The following is a 15,250-nucleotide window of genomic DNA, read 5'->3' on the forward strand; positions in this document are numbered from 1 at the left end:
TCCGTCCTGCCCTGAACACACCCACGACTTGACCGGGAGTACGCCCAAGTGGCCACGTTCCTCTACAAACTCGGCCGGATCTCGTTCCGGCGGCGGCACTTCGTCGTCCTGATATGGGTCGCGCTGCTCGCCCTTGCCGGGGTCGGCGCTGCCAACTCCTCCGGCGCCGGCTCGACTTCCTTCTCCATTCCCGGCACCGAGGCCCAGCGCACCTTCGATCTGCTCGAGCAGCGCTCTCCGGGGGCGAATCCGGACGGCGCCACCGCCCGGGTCGTCTTCAAGGCCCCGGACGGTCAGAAGATGACCGACCCGGCGAACAAGGCCGTTGTCGAGAAGGCCGTGCACGAGCTGCAGGGCGGCGCTGAAGTCGCCCACGTCGCCGACCCGTTCCAGGCCAAGGCCGTCAGCAAGGACGGAACGACCGCCTACGCCCAGGTCTCGTACGAGGTCTCCGGGATGAATCTGGAGGAGTCCTCGCGCGATGAGCTGAAGGACGTCGGACAGGAGGCGCGGGGCTCCGGGCTCACCGTCGAGATCGGTGGGGACGCGCTCCAGGCCATTCCCGAGACCGGGGCCACTGAGATCATTGGCGTCGGGGTCGCGGCCGTCGTTCTCGTGATCACCTTTGGTTCGCTCATCGCGGCTGGTCTGCCGCTGCTCACCGCCCTCATCGGGGTCGGCATCGGGGTCTCCGCGATCACCGCGCTCGCCACCGCGCTCGATCTGTCAAGCACCACGTCCACGCTCGCCATGATGATCGGCCTCGCCGTCGGCATCGACTACGCCCTGTTCATCGTGTCCCGTTACCGGGCCGAGCTCGCCGAGGGCCGCGAGCGCGAGGACGCCGCGGGCCGGGCCGTTGGAACGGCCGGTTCCGCGGTCGTGTTCGCCGGGCTCACCGTCGTCATCGCCCTGGTGGGGCTCGCCGTCGTCAACATCCCCATGCTCACCAAGATGGGCATCGCCGCCGCCGGTACGGTCGCCATCGCCGTGCTCATCGCGCTGACGATGATTCCGGCGCTGCTCGGGTACGCGGGGAGTGGGGTCTCCCCTGCTCGAGCGAAGTCGAGAGCTTGGGGAAGCGTCGTCGGCCGCAAGGACCGGAACAAGCCCGCCGCGTCGGGCTCGGGCATGGACGCCAAGGACACCAAGGACACCAAGGACACCAAGGACACCAAGGACAACATGGGCACCCGGTGGGCGCGGTTCGTGCTGCGTAAGCCGCTGACCGTGCTGCTCGTCGGCGTCGTCGGACTCGGCGCCGTCGCGATCCCGGCGAGCAAGCTCGAGCTCGGCCTTCCGGACGACGGCGCGCAGCCGACGAGCACCACCCAGCGCAAGGCGTACGACCTGGTCTCCGAGGGCTTCGGGCCCGGCTTCAACGGGCCCCTGATGGTCGTCGTCGACGCCAAGGACAGTGCCGACCCGAAGGCGGCCGCCGACCAAGTGGCCAAGACCGTCTCGAAGTTGGACGACGTCGGCGCCGTCACCCCGGCCACCTTCAACAAGGCCGAAGACACCGCCGTACTCACCGTCGTGCCCTCCTCCAAGCCCAGCAGCACCGAGACCGAAGACCTGGTGCACGCGATCCGTGACGCGGGCGGGCAGATCACCGCGGACACCGGCGCCAGGACGATGGTCACCGGCACCACCGCGATGAACATCGACGTCTCGCAGAAGCTCAACGACGCCCTGCTGCCCTACCTCGCGCTCGTCGTGGGCCTCGCCTTCCTGCTCCTGATGGTCGTCTTCCGCTCCATCCTGGTCCCGCTCAAGGCCGCGCTCGGCTTCCTGCTGTCCGTGATCGCGGCGCTCGGCGCGGTCGTCGCGGTCTTCCAATGGGGCTGGCTCGGCTCGCTGTTCGGCGTCGAGCAGACCGGCCCGATCATGTCGATGATGCCGATCTTCATGGTCGGCGTGGTCTTCGGCCTCGCCATGGACTACGAGGTCTTCCTCGTGACGCGGATGCGGGAGGCGTACGTCCACGGGGAACGGCCCGGCCAGGCCGTCGTCACCGGGTTCCGGCACGGTGCCCGGGTGGTCACGGCAGCCGCGGTGATCATGATCGCGGTGTTCGCGGGCTTCATCGGCTCCAGCGAGCAGATGGTGAAGATGATCGGCTTCGGCCTCGCCATCGCGGTCTTCTTCGACGCGTTCCTCGTACGGATGGCCATCGTCCCCGCGGTACTCGCCCTGCTCTCGCACCGCGCCTGGTGGCTGCCGAAGTGGCTCGACCGGCTGCTTCCCAACGTCGACGTGGAGGGCGAGCAACTGCGCAAGCGGCTCGGCGACGGGACCGCGGCACAGCCGGAATCCGACGAAGGCCCGGGCCAGCGGCGGGAGTTGGTCGACGTCCGGTAGCCGTACCGCCCACTCGGTGACCGGTGCCGGTCCACCCCGCCCCGGGGGACCGGCACCGGCATGGGCGAGGATGGACCGGTGAACGAGCCCAAAGCCTCGGTGAACGAGGCCATAGCACCACTGAACGAGCCCGTAGCAGCGCTGAACGAGCCCATAGCACCGGAATCCCTGCGGCCGGTCCGCACCGTCGCCCGCTGCGCCATCGTCGCCTTCGCCCTCGCCGTCCTCGCCTGGGTGGTCCGCGCGCTGTGGCAGCTCCGGCTCGCCGCGGCCGGAGTACCGGCATCGGGGCCGCCGGACCAGGGCGGCGGGCGGCACCGTCCGCTGAACGCCCTGGAGAACTCGTACCACCTGGTCAGCGACCTGGGCGACGCGACCACCGCACTCTGCGCGATCACCTTCCTGGTCTGGCTGTGGCGGGTACGCGACAACGCCCGAGCTCTATCCGGACAGCCGCCGCGCTACGGCTGGCCGTGGGTCTACGCGGGCTGGATCGTCCCCATCATCAACCTCTGGGTGCCGCGCAGCATCGTCGCCGACGCCCACCGTGCGTCCGCCCCGGACGAGCGGCTGCCGTGGGTCGTGAACGTGTGGTGGGGCCTGTGGCTGGTCGGCCTGGCGAGCGGCCTCGGTCCGATGTATACGGGCTCCACGGACACCGTGATCGCCCGCGCGTACGACGACGTGAACTGGCTCCTGGTCGGCGACGCGGGCCTCGCCGGTGCCGCGCTGGCGGGCGCGTTCGTCGTACGGGCGCTCACTTCCGCGCAGCAGCGGCGTATCGACGGCCTCGCACGGCGTGGCGAGGCCGTGGGGCAGTCGGTCGTCTCCTGACCGCGCTCCTGGGGTTTCGGAAGCCCCCGGGACCGTGGTCGCCTCAGCCCAACGGCCCGCTCTGCCCGCGGCGCCGCGCCACGACGGCCACCGCGCCGATCGGCACCGCCGACCCGGCGAGGAGCCCGGCCACGAAGCCGAAGCCGGACGCGGGGTCGCCCTCATCCACGGCGACGGCGACGCCGAGCGCGACGGCGACGACCGCCAGGGTGGCGTACAGGAGGTAGAAGCGGCGGCTGAGGAAGCGGGTGCGGACGGGCACGGGCGGTGGCGCCGCAAGCTCGGCGGCCGGACCTTCGCTGGCCGCCATCGGGCGCTTGAACCAGGCGTACACCAGCCAGTTGCCGCAGGCCTCCCAGCCGTCCGGGGCGAGCTTCTCGTCGAGGCCCTCGCGGCCGCGCAGCGAGACCAGCTCGCGGCGGTACTCCCAGCGCTGCGGCCGCTCCGGGTCGCGGTGGCTGACGAACCGGCCGAGCGCGTCGACCCGTTCGACCTCCCAGCCCTCGGCGCCGAAGCGGCAAAGCAGCTCCTCGTCGACGTACGTGTCCGCGACCCAGCGCCAGGTCTCGACATGGCTCTCGGGGGCGGGCGGCGCCCCGTCGCCGCCGGGCACGAGCTGCCGGGCGAACTCCTCGAGCGGCCCGAACTCGTCCTCCGGCTCGCCCTCGGTCTCCGCCAGGTGGGCGGCGAGGTCGGCGACCGTGGCGGTGACGTGTGCGTCGGGCAGGCCCTCGGCCCGCAGGCGGTCGGCGAGCGCGTCGAGGTAGGCGGTCTCGTGGCCGGTGCGGCCGGTGGGGCCGGTGCGGTCGCTGTTGCCGGTGTTGTCGGTCACGGAGTCACCCCTGCCTTGGCCAGGACGGACCGGACGGATGCGTCGAACTCCAGCCACAGGCGCCCCTGTTCGCCGAGTGTCCGACGGCCCTCATCCGTGAGGGAGTAATAGCGGCGCCCCGGCCCCTTCTCCGTGGCACGGAACTCCGCGGCCACCAGGCCCGCCTCCTCCAGACGGTTGAGTACGGGATACAGGGTGCCCCCCTTGATCTGGCCGAGCCCCGCGCCCGCCAGGGTCTTGGCGATCTCGTAGCCGTAGCTCTCGCCGTCGGTGAGGCTCGCGAGCACCAGGAGATCGAGTACGCCCTTGAACCAGCTGGCGCGGCGGTCGGTCACGTGCGGTCCTTTCCTCTGCCCATGACGTACGTGATCGGTCAGGAAGTGGCCCCGAGCCGCTCCGGCATCCGCTCCGGGGCGGGCAGGAACACCAGGTCCCGCACCGTGACCGAGAGGTGGAACACCACGGGGAGCAGCAGGCTGCCGGTGAAGACGTAGAGCAGCGTGGTCCCCAGGCCGAACAGGGCGAACATCCCGACCCCGGCGCGGCCCTGGTACCAGCCCGCCAGAGCGTAGATCACGAGCGAGAGCGCCGCGGCGACGTAGAGGTCGAGCCCGAGGGCGCCGACGCCGAAGGCGATGAACAGGCCGCGGTACACGAATTCGGCGGCCACCCCGTCGGTCACCGCGACGGCGGCCGCGAGCCGCCGCTCCCGCGCGGTGCGCGGAAGCATCGCGGCCACCGCGTCCCGCCCCGGCACGTGCTTGTCCTGCTCTACGAGGCGCCGGTTGTGCACCCCGCCGGCCACGGTCGCGACGAGGACGAGCGCCATCACCATGTAGGTGTAGACGGACTCGTCCGGCAGCCGGAGACCGAGGTCCGCGCCGCTCACGCCCGGGGAGAGCAGTACCGCGGTGACGGCGAGCCCGGCCAGGGCCCACCACATGATGAGCGCGGACCGGAAGTACCGCACCAGGGCGCGGGGTTCGCTGTCCCGGCGCCGTTCGAGCGAGGCGTACATGCGTCGGCCGAGCCAGGGCTCGCCGAAGGTGAAGTACGCGGCCAGGGCGGCGATGACGGCCGTGGAGACGGTGCTGAACTCGGGTGAGATGGTCATGTCTCTGAATCCCCCTTCTGTAACTACCTAGACGGTATCCCGACCTAGTCAGGATTACAACCTAGCTAGCTCAACCTAGCTGCGCCGCCGAGCGACGGGCAGAGCGACGGGCCCAGCGACGGGCGAAGACACCCTGGCCACCCCGCCCCGACCGAGGTTGACTGACCCCATGGCCGGACACCCTGAAGCATCGGCGGAGTTGTTCACCCCGTGGTCGCCCGCCTTCGCCGCCGACCCGTACCCCGCCTACGACGCGTTGCGCGCCCAGGGCCGCGCCCTGTGGTTCGAGCCGACGCGCCAGTGGCTGATCCCGCACCACGCCGACGTGACCGCGCTGCTGCGCGACCGGCGCCTCGGGCGTACGTATCTGCACCGCGGCACCCACGAGGAGTTCGGCCGCACCCCGCCACCGGCCTGGCACGAACCGTTCCACGCCCTCAACGACAACGGCCTCCTCGACCTGGAGCCGCCCCGGCACACCCGTATCCGGCGCCTGGTCTCCCAGGCGTTCACGCCCCGCACCGTGGCGCGGCTGCGGCCGTACGTCGAGGAGCTCGCCGGAGAGCTGGTGGCACGGCTCGTCGCGGACGGCGGCGGCGACCTGATCACGAGCCTCGCCGAGCCGCTCCCGGTCGCCGTCATCGCCGAGATCCTTGCGGTGCCCCCGAGCGACCGCGGCCTGCTGCGCCCCTGGTCGGCGGCCATCTGCGGCATGTACGAGCTGAATCCGCCCGAGGAGACGGCCCGCCGCGCGGTCACGGCCTCCCTCGAATTCTCCGCGTACCTACGTGAGTTGATCGCCGAACGGCGCAAGGAACCCGGCGACGACCTGATCTCCGCGATGATCGCCGCACATGCCGACGACGACGGCGCCGGCGACCGGCTCACCGAACAGGAGATGGTGTCCACGGCCGCACTGCTCCTGAACGCGGGCCACGAGGCCACCGTCAACGCCACGGGCAACGGCCTGTGGGCCCTTTTCCAGCACCCCGGACAACTCGCGGCCCTGCGCTCCGCCGCCGCCACGGGCCCGCTGCCCGCCCCCGCGGTGGAGGAACTCCTGCGCTACGACACTCCGCTGCACCTCTTCGAGCGCTGGGTCCTGGAAGACATCGAGGTGGGTGGCGTACACATCCCGCGCGGCGCCGAGGTCGCCCTGCTCTTCGGCTCCGCCAACCGCGACCCGGCCGTGTTCGAGCGGCCCGACACCCTCGACCCGACCCGCCCCGACAACCCGCACGTCAGCCTCGGCGGCGGCATCCACTACTGCCTCGGCGCAGCCCTGGCCCGCCTCGAACTCGCCGCGTCCTTCGGGCAGTTGCTGAGCCAAGCCCCGACGCTGCGGCTCGCCGCGCGGCAGCCGCGCCGCAAGGACGGCTACGTCATCCGGGGCTTCGCGGAGCTACTGGTCGAACTCTGAACCCGTACGGCCCGGCCTGCGCAGCACGCGGAGCAGCCGCAGGCCGAGTACGAGCCCCACCACGGGCAGCACCGCCCCCGCGACGGCGACGAGCGGCAGCTCGGTCCACAGCACGGAGAAGTCCGTACCGTTGCCCTCGAACCCGCCCCCCAGGTGCACCCGCGTCCGCCCGGAAACACCCCACAGGGTCACGGCGGAGACGGCCCCCACGAATGCGACGGCACACCCACCGCACCCGACGAAATCCCTCGGCTCCATCTCCCCCGCCCTCGTGACGTTCCTTCGCCGTGAGGGACGCACGGCACCGGACCGGGGTTCCGTCAGCGCACGTGCCTCATCCGGCCTGTGGCTCCGTCAGATGCTTCCACGTCCGCACCAGTTGGCCGAACTCCTTGACCTGGACGAGTACGTGGTCGCGGGCGGCGTTCTCCGCGGTCTCGGCGTCGCCCGCCGCGATGGCGTCGGTGATCGCTCGATGCTCGGCGAGGGAGCGGCGCATCCGGTCGGGGACGCGCAACTGAAGTCGGCGGTAGGGCTGGAGGGCTCGTTTGAGGGCGCGGGTCTGCTGGCGCAGGTATTCGTTGCCGCAGGAGTCGTACACGATGCCGTGGAACTCGGCGTTGGCGTAGTAGTAGCGGTCGGCGTCGCCCGCCGTCGCGTATTTCTCGCACTCCCGCAAGGCCTGTTCGAGGTCGTCCAGGGACTTCCGCTCGATGCGGCGGGCGGAGAGCCGCGCCGCCATCCCCTCGAGCTCGGCCCCGCTGCTCGCGAGTGACCATGAGGCAGTCGAGGCCCGTACCGGCCACGCCATCCTGGAGCGGTACGGGATGACCGAGACCGGCATGAACACCACCAACCCCTACGACGGCGGGCCGCGCAAACCCGGCACCGTAGGCAAGCCGCTCCCCGGCACCGAGATCCGGGTCGTGGACGCGGAGACCGGCCGGGCACTGCCCGACGGCGAGGTCGGCAGCATCGAGGTCCGCGGCCCCCATGTCTTCACCGGTTACTGGCAGATGCCGGAGAAGACCGCTGCCGAGTTCCGTGCGGACGGCTTCTTCATCACCGGCGACCTGGGCCGCATCGACGAGGACGGCTACCTGTGCATCGTCGGCCGGGGCAAGGACCTGGTGATCTCCGGGGGTTACAACATCTACCCCAAGGAGATCGAGGAATTGCTCGACGCCCACCCCAAGGTGCTCGAGTCCGCCGTGATCGGCGTACCCATCCGGACTTCGGGGAGACGGTGGTGGCCGTCGTCGTCCCGGCGCCGGGCGGCGAGCAGCCCCAGGCCGGGGAACTGCTCGACTTCGTACTTGTTCGCGTCCGCGGACGCCTGATCCCAGAGTGTGGAGAAGACGATGGTTCTCTATGGAGTGGCAGCGCTGGCGGTGTGCATGCTCGTGGGCACGCTCGTCGGTGAACTGCTCGGCGTCGCCGTGGGCGTGGACGCCAATGTCGGCGGAGTCGGTTTCGCCATGATCATGCTGGTGCTTGTCACCCACTGGCTCCGCGGCAAGGGCAGGTTCCCCAAGCCCGCCGAGCAGGGCGTGCTCTTCTGGAGCGCGATGTACATACCGATCGTCGTCGCCATGGCCGCCACCCAGGACGTCGTCACGGCGATCACCGGCGGGCCGATGGCGATCCTGGCGGGCCTCGGCGCGCTGGCCGCGGGATGCGCCCTGGTGCCCGTCCTCGCGCGGATCGGCAAGCCCGCGGAACCCCTGGCGCCGCTGACCGAAGCAGAGAAGCAGGAGGTCTGAGATGGATCTGTTCGCCTCGGTCTTCGAGGACAACGCCCTGATCGTGGCCTTCGCGCTGGTCGGCGGGCTGATGCTGGTGTCCGGGTGGCTGTCCAAGGCGCTGACCCGCGGCCGCCTTCAGGGCTCCGCCATCGCCATCCTGCTCGGCCTGGTCCTCGCCTACTGGGGAGGCTCGGTGACCGGCGGCGAGGACGGCCTGGCCGACCTTGCCGTCTTCTCCGGCCTGGGCCTGATGGGCGGCTCGATGCTGCGGGACTTCGCGATCGTCTCCACCGCGTACGGCGTCGACCTGAAGGAGATCAAGCGCGCCGGGCTGTCCGGCGGGCTGTCGATCGTGCTCGGCGTGCTCGTCTCGTTCGTGATCGGGGCCGCCATCGCCGCGATGTTCGGCTACACGGACGCCGCTTCCCTGGCCACCATCGGCGCGGGTGCGGCCACGTACATCGTCGGGCCGGTCACCGGCACCGCGGTGGGCGCGAGTTCGGACGTGATCGCGCTGTCCGTGGCCGCGGGCCTGGTCAAGTCCGTGGTGGTGATGGTGGGAACCCCGCTCATCGCCCCGCTGATCGGCCTGAACAACCCGAAGTCCGCCATGGCCTTCGGCGGCCTGATGGGCACGACCTCCGGCGTGGCCGGCGGCCTCGCGGCCACCGACAAACGCCTGGTGCCCTACGGAGCCATGACGGCGACCTTCTATACGGGAGTGGGTTGCCTGCTCGGCCCGTCGGTGCTGTACGTGACGCTGCGGGCGATCGTCGGCGGGTGAGGTCCGAGAGGGTACCTAGGGGGGGCCGAGGGGCGCCGACATCACGGAGCGGCGCCCGACTACCGTGGCGCCATGGCGTTGCTGTCCCGCCTCCACCGCTTCAATCAACGGCATCCGTGGAGTCATAACGACCACTACGGCCGCTTGGCCGCCGAGCGTGTGGCCGCATCCGGGGCCCGTACCGTCCTGGACGTCGGGTGCGGCACGGGGAATCTCGCCGCACTGCTCCGCCGCCGCGGCGTCACCGTCACCGGGCTCGAACCCGACCCCATGACGGCACGCGCCGCGGCGGAGCGCTTCGCCGACGACCCTGCGGTCACCATCGTCCAGGCCGACTTCGCGGGCCGCGACCGGCAGCGGCGCTGGGACGCCCTCGCCCTCGTCGCCGTCCTGCACCACCTCCCGCTGGTGTCCACGCTGCGGGAGTTGCGCGGCTGCCTCACCCCGGGCGGGCGCCTCGTGGTCGTCGGCTGCTACCGCGAGGACGGCCCCGCCGACCTGCTCGCCACCTTGCCCGCCGCACTCGCGAACCCCGTCGTCGGCCTGGCCAAGCACCCGTCCCGCTCGACCGAGCTGCCCGCGCACATGAGGGCAGCCACCACCGATCCACAGGAGACCCTCCACGACATCCGCGCCGCGGCCGCCCAGGAGCTCCCCGGCGCCCGGATCCGTCGCCGCCTGTTCTGGCGCTACACCCTGGTCTACGACGCCCCGGCCCGACCACGCGCCCGACCACGCGCCCGACCACGCGCCTGATCCCGGCCGGGGAGCGGCGGTGGAACGTCAGACCTGATACCGCCCCGGCGCGAACAGTTCCAAGTTCTCCGCCACCCACTCGGACGTCCGCTTCAGCCCTTCCGAGAGCGGCACCCGCGGCTCCCAGCCCGCCCAGTCGCGCGCCCGCGCGTTGTCCGAGAGCAGCCGCTGGACCTCGCTCCCGGACGGCCTGAGCCGCGACGCGTCCACGACGATCTCCGCGTCCCGCCCGGACGCCGCGATCAGCTCCCGGGCCAGGTCGCCGATGGCGATCTCCTGTCCGGAGCCGAGGTTCACCACCTCGCCGAGCGCCAGGTCGCAGTGGGCCAGGGCCATGAAGCCGTACGCGGTGTCCGTGGCGTAGGTGAAGTCCCGCGTCGGCGTCAGGGAGCCGAGCCTGATCTGCCGGGCGCCGGAGTGCAGTTGGGACAGGATCGTCGGGATCACGGCGCGGGCCGACTGACGCGGGCCGTACGTGTTGAACGGCCGCACCACGGTCACCGGCAGCTCGAAAGCGTGCCAGTGGGACAGGGCCATCATGTCGGCGCCGATCTTCGACGCGGAGTACGGGGACTGCGGCTGGAGCGGGTGCGCCTCGCTGATCGGCGCCGTGCGCGCCGTGCCGTACACCTCGCTCGTGGAGGTGTGCAGGAGGCGCCGCACGGAGTGCCTGCGGCAGGCCTCGGCGACGTTCTCCGTGCCGACGACGTTCGTCTGGACGTACGCGCCCGGGGAGTCGTAGCTGTACGGGATGCCGATGAGCGCGGCGAGGTGGAACACGGTGTCGCAGCCCGCGACGGCGTCCATCACGCGCCCGGCGTCCCGCACGTCGCCCGCGATCATCTCGACGTCCGCGGCCGCGTCCCCGGACCCGCCCCCGGACAGATAGCGGGCCAGGTGGCCCTTCTCGGCGTACGGCTTGTAGTGCACGAACGCCTTGACGCGCGCGCCGTGCTGGACGAGCAGGTCGACGAGGGTCGAGCCGATGAAGCCCTCGGCTCCGGTGACGAGGACGGTCCGGCCGGTCCAGTCGAAGGCGGTACGGGCGTCGCGGGTACGGGTGTCGTGGGTATGGGTGTCGCGGGTGCCGGGCGTGCCGGTATTCCGGGCGGTCTTCGGGGTGGTCATGCGACGGGCTCCAAGTTCCTTTGCGGGTGGGCGAGTTTGAGTACCTCCGCGGCGAGCAGCTCGGCCGCGTGGGCGTGCGGGCCCGGGTCGGCGGCGCCGCTCATCGCGGCGAGCCGCTCGGGCCGGGCGAGGAGCGGCTCGACGAGCGCGGCGAGCGCGTCCGCGGTGGTGTCGGCGTCGGGCAGCAGCAGTCCCGCGCCCGCGTCGGACAGCACGCGCGCGTTGTGGGTCTGGTGGTCGCCGGGCGCGTGCGGGTACGGCACCAGGACGGCGGGCACGCCGGTGCTTGCCAGTTCGGCGACGGTCGCGGAACCGGCCCGGCAGACGACCAGATCGGCGGCGGCGTACGCGTGGTCCATCCGGTCCAGATAGGGCACCGCGCGGGCGACCGGCGAGCCGTCGAGGCGCCGTCGGGTCTCCTCGAGGGCGGCGGGCCCGGTCTTGATCAGCAGGTGTACGTCGGTGCGGTGCCGCCAGCGCGCGGCCAGGCCGACGGCCGCCTCGGTGAGCCGGGCCGCCCCCAGGCTGCCGCCGTTGAACACCACGAGCCGCGCCCCCTGAGGGACCCCCAGGGCACGGCGGGCCTCGTCCCGCAGAGCCGCGCGGTCGAGCCGGGCGAGCGCCGCCGCGATCGGCATGCCGACGGTCCGTGCCCCTGCGCCGCCCGCCAGATGGGCGCGGCTGCGGTCGAAGGCGACCGTCACATTGCGGGTGAGCCGGGCCGCGAACTGGTTGGCGCGCCCGGGCACCGCGTTCGACTCGTGGATCACGCTGGGCAGCGACGCGAGCCGGGCACCGACGATCACCGGCGCGCTGGGGTAGCCGCCCATGCCGACGGCGACCTGCGCCCGCTGGGCCCGCAGGATCGCCCGGCACTGCGCGCCCGACTTCAGGAGCGCGGCGGGCAGCAGATAGCGCTTGGCGCCGAGCGCCGGGTCGAAAGGGATCATGTCGACGGTGTGCAGCCGGTACCCGGCCTCCGGTATGAGCCGGGTCTCCAGGCCCCGGGCCGTACCGACGAACGAAATCACCGCCTGCGGCACCGCTCGGCGCAGCGCATCGGCGAGGGCGAGGCCCGGATAGATGTGGCCGCCGGTGCCGCCCGCGCCGATGACGACGGACAGCGGCGCGCCACGGTCCGTGCCGACCGGGACTTCCGGGTGTTCCGGGTGTTCCGTGAGTGGTGTGCGCATGGCAGCACACTGGCAACGTCCCGTAAGAGGTCTTTAAGAATGAGGTTTGGCAGGCTTGACGCCATGATCGCCAGCCAGTCCGTCCGCCACACCGTCCCGAGCGCCAAGATCCTCGTCGTCGACGACGAGCCCGAGGTGCGCGCCGCCGTCGAGGACGGCCTGACGGTCGAGGGGTACGAGGTGCGGGGCGCCGCCGACGGCCTGAGCGCCCTGTCCGAGGTGGCGGCCTGGCAGCCGGACGCGATCGTCCTCGACGTGATGATGCCGGTACTCGACGGGCTCGGCCTGTGCCGCCGCCTGCGCGCCATGGGCGACCGTACGCCGGTGCTCGTCCTGACCGCGCTCAGCTCGGTCAGCGAACGCGTCGACGGCCTGGACGCGGGCGCCGACGACTACCTGGTCAAACCCTTCGCCCTGAACGAGCTGACGGCCCGCCTGCGCGCCCTCCTGCGCCGCGTCGCCCCGGACCCGGTGGACGGCGGCGAGGAGCTGTCGTTCGCGGATCTGGTGGTGGACCCGGAGACCCGCACGGGCCGCCGGGGCGAGCGCAGCATGGAGTTCAGCCGCACCGAGTTCGCGCTGCTCGAACTGCTCCTGCGCCATCCGCGCCAGGTCCTGCCGCGCGAGCGCATCCTGCACCTGGTGTGGGGCCACGACTTCGGCCCCGACTCCAACTCCCTCGCCGTATACGTCGGTTATCTGCGGCGCAAGCTGGAGGCGGGCGGCGAGCCCCGGCTCGTGCACACGGTGCGCGGCATCGGCTACCGCCTGGACCTGGCGTGAGCGGCCTGCACCGGCTCGGCGCCCGCTGGCGGCGGCGCAGGCCGCTGCGCACCCGGCTCGCCCTCGCCACGTCGGCCGCGGTGGCCCTGGTGGCGGTCGGGATCTGCGCGGCGGCGTTCTTCGTGATCCGCTTCAAGCTCTACCAGCAACTCGACCAGAACCTGGCCCAGTCGGCGACCCTGATCGCCCAACAGCACCGGGAGGAGGGCCCCGGCGTGCTGACCGGGGAGTGCCGCTACCTGGGCGCCCCGGCGTGCTCACAAGTCGTCCCCGCGGATCGCGCCGACGACCCGGCGAAGCCGTTCCTGCTGCCGGTCACCGCGCCGACCCGGCAGGTCGCCTCCGGCCAACTCGCCCCGTACTACAAGAACTTCACCTTCGAAGGCCATCCGGCCCGGATGTACACGACGACCTTCGGCACCGGCGAGGCCGTCCAGGTCGCGCTGCGCGCCGACATCGCGGACCGGGGCGTACACCAGGCCGCGACGCTCCTGTCCGCCGTGGGCGCCGCGGGCGTCCTGCTCGGCGCGGGCCTCGGCTACTGGGTGTCCCGTAGCGGACTCGCCCCCGTCACGCGTCTGACCGCCACCGCCGAGCGCATCGCCGCGACCCGTGACCCGCGCCACCGCATCGAACTCCCGCAGGGCCCACCGGCCCGCGAGGACGAGGTGACCCGCCTGGCCGCCACCTTCAACACCATGCTCGGCGAGCTGGAGCAGTCGGTCACGGCCCAGCGCCGCCTGGTCGCCGACGCCTCGCACGAGCTGCGCACCCCGCTGACGGCGCTGCGCACCAACGCCGAACTCCTGGCCCGCGCCGACCGTCTCACCGCGGCCCAGCGCGACCGGGCCGCCGCCGCCCTCACCCGCCAACTGCGTGAAGTCACCGGCCTGGTCAACGACTTGATCGAGCTGGCCCGCGACGAGGAGCCGCACCCGCTCCTGGAGCCGGTCGACCTGCCCGCGCTGGTCCGGCACGCCGTCGACACGGCGGGCTCGCACTGGCCGCGCACCCCCTTCACGCTGTCCATCGACGACGCCGCGGCGGCGGAGGGCGCAACGCTGCCCGGCGTACCGTCCCGCCTCTCCCGCCTCCTGACCAACCTCCTGGACAACGCGGCCAAGTTCAGCCCGCCCGGAGCCCCGGTGGAAATCCGCCTGACAACAGCCGAGTTGACGGTACGGGACCACGGCCCAGGCATCGCCCCGGAAGACCTCCCGCACGTCTTCGACCGCTTCTACCGCGCCGAATCGGCCCGCGCCCTGCCCGGTTCGGGCCTGGGCCTGGCGATGGCCCGCCAGATCGCCCGCGCCCACGGAGCGGACCTGACAGCGCAGCAGGCCCCGGGAGGCGGGGCGCTGTTCCGCCTGACGCTTCCGTAAGACGTCGCTTCCTCCGGGGACGCGGCCGCCGACCCGCCAACTTCCCCTGGATCAAGCGCTCTATACACTCCCCGGATGACCAGCGACCTTCTCCGCCTCACTGTCCTGGGGAGTTCGACGCCCTACGCGAGCGTGGACAACCCGTGCTCCGGCTACCTGGTGTCCAGCGGCGACACCCGGGTCTGGATGGATGCGGGCAGCGGGACGCTGGCGCAGTTGCAGCGGCACGTCCGGCTCGACGAGGTGGACGCGATCTGGATCTCGCACCTGCACGCCGATCACAGCGCGGACCTGCTCACCGCCTACTACGCGGCACTCTTCGCGGACATCCGACTCGCCACGCCCATCCCCCTGTACGGGCCACCGGGCATCGCCGACCGGCTGGCCCACTTCCTGACCAACAGCGCGACGCGCAGCCCGGTCGAGTCCGCCTTCGCCGTCCATGAGCTGCGTGACGGCCATCAGGCACGCGTCGGCGCACTCACTCTGACCAGCCGGGCAGTGGACCACGGCATCCCGGCCTTCGCCGTACGCATCGAGGCCGAGGGCCGGTCGCTGGTCTACTCCGGAGACACGGCACCGTGTGCGAACCTCACGCAGCTGGCCGAGGGCTGCGATGCGCTGCTGTGCGAAGCCGAGAGCGCCCAGGCGCCGACCGAGGGCGAGCAGGTGCACCACACCCCCGAAAACACCGGCGACACGGCCACCGCGGCTCGGGCACGCAGGCTGATCGTCACCCACGTGGGTCGCTTCCTCACCCCACACGAGGCGGTGGCCCGTGCCTCGGCCCGGTTCAAGGGTCCTGTCGACTACGCCGCAGCGGGTGCCGCTTTCTCGATCGGTGAGGCGGCACCTGCCTGAGGTGATCCGGTGATCCGTAGGACAAGCCGATCCGGTGATCCGTAGGACAACCCCTCG

General features: G+C 71.9%; 17 protein-coding genes. 10 read left to right on the forward strand and 7 right to left on the reverse strand.

What is annotated here, in order from left to right:
- Positions 1–48 precede the first annotated feature (48 nt).
- Positions 49–2,361 (forward strand): MMPL family transporter, encoded by a 2,313-nt coding sequence (locus ACWD10_RS06610; protein ID WP_451087687.1) that lies wholly within the window; start codon positions 49–51, stop codon positions 2,359–2,361.
- 141 nt (positions 2,362–2,502) lie between these two features.
- Positions 2,503–3,195, forward strand: coding sequence for a DUF4328 domain-containing protein (locus ACWD10_RS06615; RefSeq protein WP_451087819.1), 693 nt, complete (start codon positions 2,503–2,505; stop codon positions 3,193–3,195).
- Between the two features lie 43 nt (positions 3,196–3,238).
- On the opposite strand, the gene ACWD10_RS06620 is transcribed toward ACWD10_RS06615, so the two are convergent.
- Genes ACWD10_RS06620 through ACWD10_RS06630 form a run of 3 tightly spaced genes read right to left on the reverse strand, consistent with a single transcriptional unit; the run spans position 3,239 to position 5,141 of the window.
- Positions 3,239–4,027 carry a hypothetical protein gene (locus ACWD10_RS06620; protein ID WP_451087689.1) on the reverse strand — a complete coding sequence of 263 codons (789 nt, stop codon included), beginning with the start codon at positions 4,025–4,027 and terminating at the stop codon, positions 3,239–3,241.
- Positions 4,024–4,362, reverse strand: a complete 339-nt coding sequence (locus ACWD10_RS06625; RefSeq protein ID WP_451087691.1) for a PadR family transcriptional regulator — start codon at positions 4,360–4,362, stop codon at positions 4,024–4,026. Before ACWD10_RS06625 ends, ACWD10_RS06620 begins: the two co-directional genes overlap by 4 nt.
- A 38-nt stretch (positions 4,363–4,400) precedes the next feature.
- Complete coding sequence (locus ACWD10_RS06630) at positions 4,401–5,141, reverse strand: CPBP family intramembrane glutamic endopeptidase (protein WP_451087693.1); 741 nt, start codon at positions 5,139–5,141, stop codon at positions 4,401–4,403.
- Between the two features lie 169 nt (positions 5,142–5,310).
- On the opposite strand from ACWD10_RS06630, the gene ACWD10_RS06635 reads away from it, so the two are divergent.
- A complete protein-coding gene (locus tag ACWD10_RS06635) occupies positions 5,311–6,561 on the forward strand; it encodes a cytochrome P450 (RefSeq protein ID WP_451087695.1) in 1,251 nt (416 codons plus the stop codon).
- Here ACWD10_RS06635 and ACWD10_RS06640 read toward each other — a convergent pair.
- Positions 6,544–6,771: a hypothetical protein gene (locus ACWD10_RS06640; RefSeq protein ID WP_451087697.1), complete on the reverse strand. Its 228-nt coding sequence runs from the start codon at positions 6,769–6,771 to the stop codon at positions 6,544–6,546. The two genes, ACWD10_RS06635 and ACWD10_RS06640, sit on opposite strands and share 18 nt — an antisense overlap.
- Before the next feature lie 124 nt (positions 6,772–6,895).
- Positions 6,896–7,405, reverse strand: coding sequence for a GntR family transcriptional regulator (locus ACWD10_RS06645; protein ID WP_451087699.1), 510 nt, complete (start codon positions 7,403–7,405; stop codon positions 6,896–6,898).
- Here ACWD10_RS06645 and ACWD10_RS06650 point away from each other — a divergent pair.
- The 4 genes from ACWD10_RS06650 (at position 7,323) to ACWD10_RS06665 (ending at position 9,846) form a co-directional block, all read left to right on the forward strand.
- Complete coding sequence (locus ACWD10_RS06650; protein ID WP_451087820.1) at positions 7,323–7,901, forward strand: AMP-binding protein; 579 nt, start codon at positions 7,323–7,325, stop codon at positions 7,899–7,901. The two genes, ACWD10_RS06645 and ACWD10_RS06650, sit on opposite strands and share 83 nt — an antisense overlap.
- 21 nt (positions 7,902–7,922) lie before the next feature.
- A complete protein-coding gene (gene madL, locus ACWD10_RS06655; protein ID WP_451087701.1) occupies positions 7,923–8,324 on the forward strand; it encodes a malonate transporter subunit MadL in 402 nt (133 codons plus the stop codon).
- A gap of 1 nt (position 8,325) precedes the next feature.
- A complete protein-coding gene (gene madM / locus ACWD10_RS06660; RefSeq protein ID WP_451087703.1) occupies positions 8,326–9,090 on the forward strand; it encodes a malonate transporter subunit MadM in 765 nt (254 codons plus the stop codon).
- A gap of 72 nt (positions 9,091–9,162) precedes the next feature.
- The gene (locus tag ACWD10_RS06665) at positions 9,163–9,846 is read left to right on the forward strand and encodes a class I SAM-dependent methyltransferase (RefSeq protein WP_451087705.1); all 684 of its coding nucleotides are present in this window, start codon (positions 9,163–9,165) and stop codon (positions 9,844–9,846) included.
- Between the two features lie 27 nt (positions 9,847–9,873).
- Here the strand turns inward: ACWD10_RS06665 and ACWD10_RS06670 are convergent, their stop codons facing one another.
- A complete protein-coding gene (locus ACWD10_RS06670; RefSeq protein ID WP_451087707.1) occupies positions 9,874–10,974 on the reverse strand; it encodes a GDP-mannose 4,6-dehydratase in 1,101 nt (366 codons plus the stop codon).
- Positions 10,971–12,167, reverse strand: a complete 1,197-nt coding sequence (locus ACWD10_RS06675) for a UDP-N-acetylglucosamine--N-acetylmuramyl-(pentapeptide) pyrophosphoryl-undecaprenol N-acetylglucosamine transferase (RefSeq protein WP_451087709.1) — start codon at positions 12,165–12,167, stop codon at positions 10,971–10,973. The genes ACWD10_RS06670 and ACWD10_RS06675 overlap by 4 nt, the downstream gene beginning before the upstream one ends.
- A gap of 63 nt (positions 12,168–12,230) precedes the next feature.
- Here ACWD10_RS06675 and ACWD10_RS06680 point away from each other — a divergent pair, with 63 nt between their 5' ends.
- The 3 genes from ACWD10_RS06680 (at position 12,231) to ACWD10_RS06690 (ending at position 15,193) form a co-directional block, all read left to right on the forward strand.
- Complete coding sequence (locus tag ACWD10_RS06680; RefSeq protein WP_451087711.1) at positions 12,231–12,950, forward strand: response regulator transcription factor; 720 nt, start codon at positions 12,231–12,233, stop codon at positions 12,948–12,950.
- Positions 12,947–14,332: a sensor histidine kinase gene (locus tag ACWD10_RS06685; RefSeq protein WP_451087713.1), complete on the forward strand. Its 1,386-nt coding sequence runs from the start codon at positions 12,947–12,949 to the stop codon at positions 14,330–14,332. The genes ACWD10_RS06680 and ACWD10_RS06685 overlap by 4 nt, the downstream gene beginning before the upstream one ends.
- A gap of 75 nt (positions 14,333–14,407) precedes the next feature.
- On the forward strand, positions 14,408–15,193 hold the full coding sequence (locus tag ACWD10_RS06690; protein ID WP_451087715.1) for an MBL fold metallo-hydrolase: 786 nt from the start codon (positions 14,408–14,410) through the stop codon (positions 15,191–15,193).
- The last annotated feature ends 57 nt before the right edge of the window (positions 15,194–15,250 follow it).

Source organism: Streptomyces sp. NPDC002851 (assembly GCF_053591935.1).

Bases quoted from the DNA above. Each gene is read 5' to 3' on its own strand.
- ACWD10_RS06680 (WP_451087711.1), top strand. From the start codon at position 12,231: ATGATCGCCAGCCAGTCCGTCCGCCACACCGTCCCGAGCGCCAAGATC.
- ACWD10_RS06635 (WP_451087695.1), top strand. From the start codon at position 5,311: ATGGCCGGACACCCTGAAGCATCGGCGGAGTTGTTCACCCCGTGGTCG.
- ACWD10_RS06645 (WP_451087699.1), bottom strand. From the start codon at position 7,405: ATGCCGGTCTCGGTCATCCCGTACCGCTCCAGGATGGCGTGGCCGGTA.
- ACWD10_RS06665 (WP_451087705.1), top strand. From the start codon at position 9,163: ATGGCGTTGCTGTCCCGCCTCCACCGCTTCAATCAACGGCATCCGTGG.
- madL (WP_451087701.1), top strand. From the start codon at position 7,923: ATGGTTCTCTATGGAGTGGCAGCGCTGGCGGTGTGCATGCTCGTGGGC.
- madM (WP_451087703.1), top strand. From the start codon at position 8,326: ATGGATCTGTTCGCCTCGGTCTTCGAGGACAACGCCCTGATCGTGGCC.
- ACWD10_RS06675 (WP_451087709.1), bottom strand. From the start codon at position 12,167: ATGCGCACACCACTCACGGAACACCCGGAACACCCGGAAGTCCCGGTC.
- ACWD10_RS06690 (WP_451087715.1), top strand. From the start codon at position 14,408: ATGACCAGCGACCTTCTCCGCCTCACTGTCCTGGGGAGTTCGACGCCC.
- ACWD10_RS06670 (WP_451087707.1), bottom strand. From the start codon at position 10,974: ATGACCACCCCGAAGACCGCCCGGAATACCGGCACGCCCGGCACCCGC.
- ACWD10_RS06630 (WP_451087693.1), bottom strand. From the start codon at position 5,141: ATGACCATCTCACCCGAGTTCAGCACCGTCTCCACGGCCGTCATCGCC.